Raw genomic sequence first — 11,089 nt, 5'->3', positions numbered from 1 at the left:
TTGTACCGAGGTGGGATTGTGCATTTTCACCCCGAAACTGCATTGTACCGAGGTGGGATTGTGCATTTTCGACCCGAAACTGCAGAGTACCGAGATGGGATTGTGCATTTTTACCCCAAAACTGCAGAGTACCGAGGTGGGATTGTGCATTTTCGTTCAAAATTGCGGCATGTTGAGGTGTGTTTCGACCAATTCTTTTTCGGAACAACCTTTCATGGGCTTGGGAATAGCTTGTTAGTATCATTTTTATTATTTTTTTAGGTTGGGCTTCGTCTTTTTTCAAAAGCGTCAGCTCATTATTTTTTGGTTTTTTGGTTTGTGCTACGTCGTGATGCAGTTATTTGCAGATTGTTAGGCGGCACTTTGCAAAGATAGCATATTTCTGGATAGGTGCAAACAAAAAGCGTATTTTTTTTCAAAAAAATGTTATGTTTTCGGTTCGTTCCGTGCGAGCGAGGCTCGTTATGGGGTGGGAGAGCAGCTGCCGTTGTCGTGGTTGTCGTTGGTCGACATGGTGCGTGGCGGACAGGCCGTGTTTTTGCCAAGTGCTCGTTGGTTCGTGTCAGCCACGGCTGCGTTCAGCCTATATATAAATAGGTGAAATCAAAAAAGGCTGTTTCCTGCGTTGGAAACAGCCTTTTTTTGATGGGTTGAGGTTTTAATAGCCAAAAATCTCCTCGGTAGAGAGTCGTTTCACGGGTGCAATCTTCTCTAACGCCTTCATGTCGAGCTCTTTCTCGTCGCCCAGCACAGTGTAGCGGTAGGTTTTGTTGGCAATGTTCAGGCGGGCGAAGTTCGCCACGTCTTTCAGTGTGATTTTTGGCAGCGCGTTGTAAACCTGCTGCATATAATCGTTGGCCAGTCCGAGCTGCTTGAGTTTGAGGTAGCTTGTGATGACGCCATAGCGTGTTGTGCGGTCGCTCTGTATAGACTTGATGAGACTTTGCTTAGCCAAGTCGAATGCCGCCTCGTTTTCGGGCATGTTGTTGACGATATCGTTGAACACGCGCAGGCAATCGTTCATTTTGTCGTTTTGCGAGATGATGTGCGTGTAGAAATATTCATCTTTTCCCTTCGTGTCGGGCGCTACATAGTTGGCACCGGCGTTGTAGGCCAGTCCTCGCGTCTCTCTCAGCTCTTGAAAGACGATGGAATTCATTCCTCCACCAAAATACTGGTTGAACAATATCTCGACGGGTCGTTTGTTGACGTTCCACTGGTTGCCTTCGTTGTGGAATTGTCTCAAATAGATGTTTTTCGCCTTGAAAGGTGCGAGAAGCACTTCGTTTTGTGGCGTTTTCAGCAATTGATAGTCCTTGTTGACGGGTTTTTTGAGCATTGTCTTTCCGACTTTGTGCTCGCGCTGCACGATGTTGATGAGTTGCTGCTCGGAAAGTGGTCCGTAGTAGAGCACGCTGTGGGGCATGCGGGTGAGATTGGTGATGAGTTGCACCATTTCTTGCGGATTCGTGGCGCGCAACTGCTTGTCGCTGCAAATGTTGCGCGTTGGATTGTAGGCACCGTAGCGAGCGTAGTCCCACAGGGCCGAGAAGTTGGCTTTTTGGCTCTGTTTTTGGTCGGTTCTGCTCTTTGCCACCATGTCACAGTAGCTGCTCCACGAATTTTTGTCGGCTTTCGCCTTGTGCCACACCTGTTCTAAGAGCTGCAGGGCGCGTGGCATGTTTTCACTGAGTCCGGCGAGGGTTACGCTGATTTTATTTGCGCTGACATTGACGTTGTATTGGCATGCGAGGTTGTAGAAGGCTTGTTTCAGCTGCGAAACAGTCATGTTCTGCGTGCCAATGTAGTCTAAATAGTCAGCCGCGTCTCTGTAGCGCTTGTCAGCGGTTGTGCCAAAGTCATAATAGAAGGAAAGCACGAAGAGTCCGTCGTTGGGATTGCGTTTATAGATGAGCGGCATGCCGTTAACCTTCTTGCCCAGCGAGAGCTCCTTGTTGTAGTCGATGAACACAGGCTGTATCGGTGTGGTTTTGCTCAGTCGGATGCTTTTCAGCAGTGCACTTTCATATTCGCGGTTGGCCGGGATGGGTGTGATGATGGGTTTTTCGATTTTTTTCAGTGTGCTGTCGACTCCCTGCTCTTTATAGACGCAAACGAGGTTGTTGCTGCCGAAATGCTGTGCAACAAAGCGCTGGATGTCTTGTTTTGTGAACTTCTCCTGTCGTTGAATCTGCAGCGCCACGTCTTCCCAGCGTTTATCGTTGACAAACGCGTCGACCATGTAGCTGGCACGCGTGCGATTGTTTTGTAATCCTTCGAAATAGCGCAGTTTCTTGTTGGCCATGACGGCAGGCAGCAGTTTATCGCTGAATTGTCCTTGTGCCAACTTGTCAACTTGCTCGAGCAGCAGTTTTTTAACCTGTTGCAAGGTTTGACCGTGCAGGGGCGAGGCTTCGATGATGAATGCCGAGTAGTCATGCAGCCCGTCGACATCGATTCCGACGTCTTGCACCTTCATTTTCTGCAGCAAATTAACGTCGATGAGGCCTGCCTGCCCGTTATAGAGCATGCGGCGCACGATGTCGAGCGTGTCGCTCTGCATATCGTTGTCACCTTTGAATCTCCAGGCCATCATCAGGTTTTCAGCGTCCTGCCCCACGACGGTGGTGTCGCGTTGCGCCGTGATCTTGGGCTGCACGGGAAATTCTGGACGAGTGAGGTTGGTTGACGGCTTCCACTGACCGAAATATTTGTCGATGATGGCAATGGTTTCGTCGGGATTGAAGTCGCCCGCCAAAACAATGGCTACGTTATTGGGCACATAGTAGCGATGGAAGTAATTCTTGATGTTGACAATGGATGGATTTTTCAGATGCTCCTGTTCTCCGATGGTGGTTTGCGTTCCATAGGGGTGAGTCGGCGTGAGTAGCTTCCATAACGCTGCATATTCTTTCGATCCGTCGCTTGCCATGGATATGTTTTTCTCTTCATAGACGGCTTCCAGCTCCGTGTGAAACCCGCGAATGACCATATTTTGGAAGCGATCGGCTTGTATGCGTGCCCAATTGTCAATTTCATTGGATGGAATGTTCTCTACATAGCAGGTAACGTCGTTGCTCGTGTAGGCGTTGGTTCCTTCCGACCCGATACTCGACATGAGCTTGTCGTATTCGTTGGGTATGTTGTATTGCGCGGCCAGTTGCGAGATGGAATCGATTTGGTGATAGGCGGTTCTGCGCAGAACGGGGTCTGTCAGCGTTCGATACTGCTCGTAACGGCGCTCGATTTCATCTAAATAGGGCTTCTCCTTGGCGTAATCGGTTGTGCCAAAGCGTTGCGTGCCTTTAAACATGAGGTGTTCGAGGTAGTGAGCCAAGCCCGTGGTCTCTGCCGGGTCGTTACGCGACCCGGTGCGCACCACAATGTTGGCTTGCAAGCGTGGACGCTCCTTGTTGACACTCATGTAGACTTTTAACCCGTTGTTAAGGGTGTAAATACGGGTTTGCATAGCATCTCCCTTCACGGTAATGAAGGAATACTCCTTGGCCGAGAGCGTTGCAAGCGTGCACAGCGCTATCGACATGAAAATGGTTCTTAAACGCATCATATTTTTAGTTTTCAAAATTGATTTCTTGATCTAAACTGTTGATAAAATCGTCGAACACGTGCGGTTCTACGTCTCCCATAGCATATTCTTTCTCGGCATCCTTGCGAATCTCGGCAATCCATGCGCGACGCGCCTGCACATAATCGTTTCTGATTTGTTCGGCTGTGGTTTCGGTAATTTCGTCGACGTGGTAGTAATTACATATCATGTGATAGGTCCACGTCCATTGGTAGTCGCGGTAACGACTATGTATTTCCTCGAACAGGCTGATGAGGTCTTGAATCGTCTCGATATTTCCCTGTTTGAGGTCGTTGCAGAGGCGTTGCTCCTCGGTATCGGGCAGCAACAGCCCGCTCAGGTCGTTCCATGTGCCGTTTCCGACAGGTGTGGTGGGTTTTGTGCAAGTACCATGTTGTTTATAAACCCGCTTGAGCACGGCGCCCATGTAAATGCGCAGTGCAATGTCGTAGTACTTGATTCCCTTGTTTAACGAGCTGGCATGGATGACATAATTATGATAGGTGTAGGATGCCACGTCGGTACCGCTGGCCTCGCGCAGTTTTTCGAGGATTTCTTTGCCTTGCAGGATTTCGCCCACGGAGAACGGCGATAACCAGTCGAAGTTAACGATGCTTTTGTGGGTTCCAGGCATGCGCACGTCGCGTTTCGGCCATTTTCGAATGTCTCGGTATAAACCCACAGTGGTGATGTTGCGGCCTGGCGAAAGATACATCGTGTCGCCATAGGCAACGAGATAGGAAAAGGGCAGGCTGCGCGTGTCGGGGTGATACATCAGCTTGCCGAAGCACACCGAGAACGTTCCGATGTGGGCAGGCATGAGAATATAGGCTCCGCTGGCTGTTTTCGTGCCGCGTTCGAGCGTTCCATAGTGCATCGGCCCCATCTTGTAAGCGTGATTGCTGAAATTGGTGGCGCTCCCCGCATTATAGAATGAGAATTGTCCGCCAATGAGCAGGCTGCTCTTGTGATGGCTGGAACTGAACGGACCACAGAACGCCGCGCACGCTTCACCATTGCTCATGTAGGCGTTGGCAAAGAAAATGCTCGTTGACGCGGTGAAACCGTTGCTGATGTGGCATGATTCGCCCACAAAACAGTCTTGCATCTTCACGCTGTTGGTGATGCTGCTGCCTTCACTGATGATAGTGTTCTCGCAGATGACGCCCGTGCCGATGTACACGTTGGCAATGGGGGTGCTCAGGATGGTGCAGTCGCTTAACCGTGAGGCTCCGTTGATTTCGCAGTCGTCGTGAACGATGGTGTTGTTGATTTCGCGTGTATTGACAATTTTCACGTGATTACCGATGTAGGCTTGGTCGGAACGATGGCGGGCAATGTCTTCATTGATGAGGCGACGCAGCGAATCCTTGAGTGCGCGGTCGTTGAAATGCTTCACCATGAAGGCTGCCAGCTGGCTGTTCAAGTCGCTGAAGAGAATGACGTTGCCGTCGCCCACTTCGTTGAGTACCGAGATGAGATTGCCCTCGCCATAGGTGGCTCCCTCGGTTGTCTCCATGGCACTGACGTTGCTGATGTAGCAATCGTCGCCTATCGTGTAGTTATTGATGTAGTTGCCGATGTTTTCAATCAAACAGTTGTCGCCAATGGTCACGTTGCGCAGTGTTGCGTTGTTGATGCCGGTGTGTTTGAAGAAACCACGGCTCACCTCGATGTTTTTCTCGAAGTCACCGATGTGGATTTCGCCGTAGAGCATCACGCGATGCATGTAATTGGGCTTAAAATCCTCGCTCACGTGGATATTCGTCCAGTCTTCGGCCCAACAGCTTTGATCCTCAAGAATACGGATCTCTTCGTTGGTTAGTTGTCTCATGTTCTGTCGTGTTTCGGGTTATTCCACTTCAGGATAGAGGAAATCGTTGTAAGGATATTTCTGTACATGCAATTCACGGACGCGGGTGTAGAGTGTCTTGCGGAATGTTTCAATGTTACACTTGTCTTTTGCGCTGATGAAGAGGCAATTGTCGTTGAGACGCGCCATCCATGTGCGTTCCAGCTCTTCTAATGGGATGTTTTCTTTCGTGGCCGGCGTGAGATCGTCGTTTTCTTTCTCAATCCAGTGATAATTGTCGATTTTGTTGAAGATAATCATCGAAGGCTTGTCGCTGCAGCCGAGTTCCTTGAGCGTATTGTCCACAACGCGGATTTGTTCTTCAAAGTCGGGGTGCGAAATGTCCACAACGTGCACCAGCAGGTCGGCCTCACGCACTTCATCCAACGTGCTTTTGAAAGAGTCGACCAAGTCCGTAGGTAGTTTGCGGATAAATCCCACCGTGTCGGCCAAGAGAAAGGGGAGATTGTCTACAACTACCTTGCGCACGGTGGTATCAAGGGTGGCAAAGAGCTTGTTCTCGGCAAAAACTTCGCTTTTCGACAGCAGATTCATGATGGTGCTTTTGCCCACGTTGGTATACCCCACGAGAGCGACGCGAATCATGCGTCCGCGGTTCTTTCGCTGGGTGGTTTTCTGCTTGTCAATCTCTTGCAGGCGCTGTTTCAGCAAGGTGATGCGCTGCAAAATGATGCGGCGGTCCATTTCTAACTGGGTTTCGCCTGGACCACGCAGTCCCACAGAACCTTTTCCTCCGCCCGAACCAGAACCACCGCCTTGCCGCTCTAAATGCGTCCAGAGTCGTTGCAATCGCGGTAACATATAACGATATTGCGCTAATTCTACCTGAGTTTTAGCGTTGGCTGTCTGTGCACGCATTGCAAAAATGTCTAAAATGAGCGATGTGCGGTCGAGTATCTTCACTTTCAGCTCGTTCTCGATGTTGCGCATCTGTTTCGCCGAGAGTTCGTCGTCGAAGATAACCATTCCGATAGGTTCCTCGTTGTCTTCGCACTGCTCAATGTATGCTTTGATTTCCTCGAGCTTACCTTTGCCTACATAAGTCACTGCGCTCGGACCATTCACCTTTTGCGTGAATCGTTTCACCGTTACAGCACCTGCAGTATCAGCGAGAAACTCTAGTTCGTCGAGATATTCCTTTGTCTTGGCTTCATTTTGTGCTTCGGTAATCAAACCCACCAAAATAGCACTTTCGGCTTTAACTTCTGAAATAACAAATTCTTTCATGCCTGTTCTTTCATTCGATAATTGAATGCAAATTTACGAAAATAGCCTGATAAAAAGAGGTGTTCTGTGTATAAAAATCGAAATGCTGCATCGTTGTCTGTAAGAATGTCTCATGGGGGGATGATACCACAGTGTTTATTCTATAAAATGTAAAGGAGTCCGTAAAAATGTAAAAGAAAAGTGCTGAAAATTTGATTTAAATCAATTTTTTACTTACCTTTGCGTCAGAAATAGATTAAGATTTCCAAAGCTACTACTACCTACAACAAAAAGTAATCTATCAAGTTAAATGAATACATAAGGATGTGCCTACAAGGGTGCATCCTTCTTTTATCTGTACTATTACAGGTCTTGATTAGCTTAAACGAGCATAAAAAAGACTTTAACAGTCTGATTTACGGCTTAGCGGAAGCCGAATAAACTGTATCTGGGATATCATGGTGCGATGATGTACAAAAATGGTATGAAAAAGGGATTGCTTGCAAGCAATCCCTTTGCTACGAATGGTTGTGTGCAGATAGCTATTCCACGCTAACAATCTTTGTTGGAGCCTGCTCTTTATTACGCCGATTGACCACTGTAACGACCGACTGTGCTAAACCCAGAAAAGCTTGTCCTGTGATACTATCGGTTTTTGTTGCTGCTGGTTGCCCATCATCTCCTCCCTCGCGAATACTCTGTACGAGGGGAATTTGTGCTAACAATGGCAGACTCATGGATTGGGCTAAATCTTTGGCGCCATCTTTTCCAAAGATATAATATTTGTTATTGGGCAATTCAGCTGGCGTAAAATAGGCCATGTTCTCTACTAAACCGAGGATGGGGACATTCACCTTGTCGTTGGTATACATATCGATTCCTTTGCGTGCATCAGCTAAAGCTACTTGCTGTGGTGTACTCACGATGACAGCACCCGTGATGGCTAACGTCTGGAGCAAGGTGAGATGAATGTCGCTTGTGCCAGGAGGTGTGTCAAGAATAAAGTAGTCGAGTGCACCCCAATCGGCATCCATGATGAGTTGTTTGAGTGCAGATGTGGCCATACCACCGCGCCAAAGTGTAGCAGTATCGGGGTCAACAAAGAAGCCGATGCTGAGCAGTTTTACACCATATTTCTCAATGGGTTCAATCAGTTGGCGTCCATCTTTTTCAATCATATAAGGATGTTCGTCTTCCATACCAAACATTTTCGGCATGCTCGGACCAAAGATATCGGTGTCTAACAAGCCTACCTTATAGCCCAACTTAGCCAGGGCAATAGCCAGGTTAGCCGAGACCGTACTTTTGCCCACGCCCCCTTTTCCCGAACTCACCGCGATGATATTCTTCACTTCGGGCAATGCTTTGCCCACTTCTGGCCTCGGTTGAGATTTAAATTCGGTGTGTATCTCCACTTGAATTTCCTTCCCAAGGTGATAGTGGATGGCTGCTTCGGCAGCTTTTAGCGTGGATTTAAGAAATGGATCTGTATCGCGTGGGAATAGCAGGGTGAAGGCGACGTGCTGCCCGTTGATATGAATATCGTCAGTGATGAGCATCTCACTCTCCACGAGGTTTTTCTTTGTTCCAGGATAAATCACTGTTGCCAAGGCATCTGTGATAAGTTTTGGATATAATGTTGTCATCTCTTTACGTTGTTATTTATACTTTTGTTATCGTTGAATGTTTTATGGTTGCAAAAGTAATGATAATTTTTGAGATGATAGAGGGTACTTCGTTGAAAAACAAAAGCGCATGTTCTCACGAGCATGCGCTTCTTTATAACTCAACTTTTAAGATTTTATATGTGATTGTTTTCACAAACTCTCACACAAACGACTAATTAAAACAAACCTCCATTCATTACTGAACGGATTTTATCTATCATGGGTGTTGCCACCCAAAATAAATTATTGAAGAAAAAAAAGCGGTTTTGAAGGTTTACCGTGGCGCAAAGGTAGTACTAAATCTTGAGCCTTGCAACAATTTGTCTGAATTATTTGCTTGTTTGCAAGCTACTACGTTTGGGGCGATGGTAACTTCTATATTCGTCTAAGGGTATTTCTATGTCGGGCTCGTGCAGGCTTATCGCATGCAAAAGTTGAAACTTGAGGTAGCGAATATTGAGTCCTCGTTCTATCCACATGGCCTCGTAATAGGTTTGGATAGAAAGGATTTTTTGTGTTTCAGCATCTAAACCTTCGGTGTGATACAAATCGGTTGTTGTGAAGAGCAGGGGCAGATAGTTTGTCTTTGCCATGGCTTCGGTGTAGGTGTAGAGAAAGTTGGAATCGGTTTTGAGATGCACAATTCCACCGTCTTTTAAAAAATGGCGGTATTTCTCCATGAAAAACGTGCTGCTAAGACGCTTGTGAGGGTTCTTCATTTGTGGGTCGCTGAAGGTTAGCCATATTTCGCTCACCTCATCTTGTGCAAAGAATCGGTCGATGATTTCAATATTGGTGCGCAGGAAGGCCACGTTGGGCAACTGAGCTTCTAATGCTTGTTTGGCTCCTGTCCACATGCGTGCACCCTTAATATCTACGCCAATGAAGTTCATCTCAGGGTAGCGTCTTGCCAACTCCACTGTGTATTCGCCTTTGCCACAACCCAATTCCAACACGATAGGGTGGTTGTTTTTAAAATATTGCTCATGCCATTTTCCTTTCATATCAAATGGCACCTCATCGACCACCGAGAAAGGATATTGAAACACATTGGCAAAGGTTTCCATCTCTCTGAACTTTTCTAACTTCCCTTTTCCCATATTTTTGTTTTGTGTGCAAAGGTAAATAATAAATCAAAATAGAGCAAAGCCCCTCTCAATATTTGTGGTATTGGGAGGGGCCTTTTTCGCAACGATGGCATGCACGCCTCGTTCTATTCCTTCATGGGCAAGCGTTATTCAATCACAACCGATGTCCAGCCATGACGGTCTTCCACCGTTCCATATTGAATGCCGCGCAAAGTTTCATAGAGCTTGGTCGACCATGGACCAGGTTTGTCGCCGAAGGTGTACACCTTGCCAGTGTCTAAATCGTCTAAATGCGAGATGGGCGAAATCACAGCTGCCGTGCCACATGCGCCCGCTTCCTGAAAGCTTTCCAACTCTTCTTCGGGCACTGGGCGATGTTCCACCTTCATGCCTAAATCCTCTGCAATCTGCATCAAACTCTTGTTGGTGATGGATGGCAGGATAGAGGTGCTTTTGGGTGTGATATAGGTGTTGTTCTTAATGCCAAAGAAGTTGGCTGCACCACACTCATCCACATATTTCTTTTCTTTTGAATCCAAATAAAACTCGCTGGCATAGCCTTTACTGTGGGCAATGGCATTGGCGCGCATGCTGGCTGCATAGTTGCCACCCACCTTGAACGTGCCCATGCCTAAGGGTGCTGCACGGTCGTAGTCGCGAATGATGACATAGGGGTTGGCCGAGAAACCTCCTTTGAAATAGGGGCCAACGGGCGTGACGAAGATGAGAAACAGATAATCCTTAGCGGGATGAACGCCCACCTGTGGACTGACACCGATGAGCAAAGGACGCAGATAAAGCGTTGCACCACTCTCATATGTCGGGATATGCTGTTGGTTGAGACGCACCACCTTGCGTGCCATTTCCACAAACAATTCGGTGGGCACCTGCGGCATCAGCGTGGCATCGGCCGTCCGTTGCAGGCGTGCAGCATTCTCTTCAACGCGGAAGAGGCGCACCTTCCCATCGGGACAACGATAGGCTTTCAAACCCTCAAAAGCCTCTTGTCCGTAGTGAAGTGCAGTTGCTGCCATGTGCAATTTAATATATTCGTCGGAGCAAACCTCAATCTCTCCCCATTTTCCATCGCGATAATAGCAACGCACGTTGTAGCTCGTTGGGCGATAGCCAAATCCTAATTTAGACCAATCTAAGTCTTCCATTGCTTTTTATGTTTTAATGATTTTACTTTGATGTTCGCGCAAAATTACGAATAAAGCCTCTCTTTTGCAACTATTTTGCGTATTATTTCGATGGCAAGTCCATCTTCTGAAGCCGTGAGCAATAGGCTCTTTATTGTGGCGGAAGCTCTTGTGCCCACGCACATTTATCCTGTTCTCTGCAAGCTGCCCTTGCTACATTTCACAGCAGGAAGCCACGAAATTTGATGTTCTCGGGCTTACAATCAACGCGAAAATAAATTTTTTCGTTGTTCGGAGGGTCGTTCCAATGCGAAAATGAAATTTTTCATTGGTTCGGAGGGTCGTTCCAACGCGAAAATAAAATTTTTCGTTGGTTCGGAGGGTCGTTCCAACGCGAAAATAAAATTTCTCATTGGTTCGGAGGGTCGTTCCAACGCGAAAATAAAATTTCTCATTGGTCCTGAGGGTCGTTCCAACGCGAAAATGAAATTTCTCATTGGTCCTGAGGGTCGTTCCAACGCGAAAAT

At 47.5% G+C, this 11,089-nt stretch carries 9 protein-coding genes; 2 read left to right on the top strand and 7 right to left on the bottom strand.

The window, feature by feature from the left end; genetic code table 11:
• The 7 genes from X919_RS16980 to X919_RS0101145 all read right to left on the bottom strand — a co-directional run.
• On the bottom strand, positions 1–283 hold a 283-nt coding region (locus X919_RS16980; RefSeq protein ID WP_216592146.1), incomplete at its 3' end, for a hypothetical protein.
• Between the two features lie 375 nt (positions 284–658).
• A complete protein-coding gene (locus X919_RS0101170; protein ID WP_028898675.1) occupies positions 659–3,565 on the bottom strand; it encodes a M16 family metallopeptidase in 2,907 nt (968 codons plus the stop codon).
• A gap of 7 nt (positions 3,566–3,572) precedes the next feature.
• Positions 3,573–5,420: a DUF4954 family protein gene (locus X919_RS0101165; protein WP_028898674.1), complete on the bottom strand. Its 1,848-nt coding sequence runs from the start codon at positions 5,418–5,420 to the stop codon at positions 3,573–3,575.
• A gap of 18 nt (positions 5,421–5,438) precedes the next feature.
• Positions 5,439–6,686 carry a GTPase HflX gene (gene hflX / locus X919_RS0101160; RefSeq protein ID WP_028898673.1) on the bottom strand — a complete coding sequence of 416 codons (1,248 nt, stop codon included), beginning with the start codon at positions 6,684–6,686 and terminating at the stop codon, positions 5,439–5,441.
• 521 nt (positions 6,687–7,207) lie between these two features.
• Positions 7,208–8,311 (bottom strand): Mrp/NBP35 family ATP-binding protein, encoded by a 1,104-nt coding sequence (locus tag X919_RS0101155; RefSeq protein WP_028898672.1) that lies wholly within the window; start codon positions 8,309–8,311, stop codon positions 7,208–7,210.
• A gap of 350 nt (positions 8,312–8,661) precedes the next feature.
• On the bottom strand, positions 8,662–9,432 hold the full coding sequence (trmB, locus tag X919_RS0101150) for a tRNA (guanosine(46)-N7)-methyltransferase TrmB (RefSeq protein WP_028898671.1): 771 nt from the start codon (positions 9,430–9,432) through the stop codon (positions 8,662–8,664).
• A 134-nt stretch (positions 9,433–9,566) separates the two neighbouring features.
• Positions 9,567–10,583 (bottom strand): branched-chain amino acid aminotransferase, encoded by a 1,017-nt coding sequence (locus tag X919_RS0101145; protein WP_028898670.1) that lies wholly within the window; start codon positions 10,581–10,583, stop codon positions 9,567–9,569.
• Between the two features lie 90 nt (positions 10,584–10,673).
• Between X919_RS0101145 and X919_RS17365 the strand changes: the two genes are divergently transcribed.
• Together X919_RS17365 and X919_RS16975 are read left to right on the top strand one after the other, a co-directional pair.
• Positions 10,674–10,808 carry a hypothetical protein gene (locus X919_RS17365; protein WP_256380394.1) on the top strand — a complete coding sequence of 45 codons (135 nt, stop codon included), beginning with the start codon at positions 10,674–10,676 and terminating at the stop codon, positions 10,806–10,808.
• 69 nt (positions 10,809–10,877) lie between these two features.
• On the top strand, positions 10,878–11,089 hold a 212-nt coding region (locus X919_RS16975; RefSeq protein WP_036916645.1), incomplete at its 3' end, for a hypothetical protein.

Origin of the sequence: Prevotella sp. HJM029, assembly GCF_000599605.1 — a bacterium.
Lineage (GTDB): Bacteria > Bacteroidota > Bacteroidia > Bacteroidales > Bacteroidaceae > Prevotella.
The sequence above is the reverse complement of the archived record's forward strand: the minus strand, read 5'-3'. Positions and strand labels throughout refer to the sequence as shown.

What these genes read in the sequence shown, in the direction of transcription:
- trmB (WP_028898671.1), bottom strand. Translation starts at nt 9,432, where the DNA reads ATGGGAAAAGGGAAGTTAGAAAAGTTCAGAGAGATGGAAACCTTTGCC.
- X919_RS0101165 (WP_028898674.1), bottom strand. Translation starts at nt 5,420, where the DNA reads ATGAGACAACTAACCAACGAAGAGATCCGTATTCTTGAGGATCAAAGC.
- X919_RS0101170 (WP_028898675.1), bottom strand. Translation starts at nt 3,565, where the DNA reads ATGCGTTTAAGAACCATTTTCATGTCGATAGCGCTGTGCACGCTTGCA.
- X919_RS17365 (WP_256380394.1), top strand. Translation starts at nt 10,674, where the DNA reads ATGGCAAGTCCATCTTCTGAAGCCGTGAGCAATAGGCTCTTTATTGTG.
- X919_RS0101155 (WP_028898672.1), bottom strand. Translation starts at nt 8,311, where the DNA reads ATGACAACATTATATCCAAAACTTATCACAGATGCCTTGGCAACAGTG.
- hflX (WP_028898673.1), bottom strand. Translation starts at nt 6,686, where the DNA reads ATGAAAGAATTTGTTATTTCAGAAGTTAAAGCCGAAAGTGCTATTTTG.
- X919_RS0101145 (WP_028898670.1), bottom strand. Translation starts at nt 10,583, where the DNA reads ATGGAAGACTTAGATTGGTCTAAATTAGGATTTGGCTATCGCCCAACG.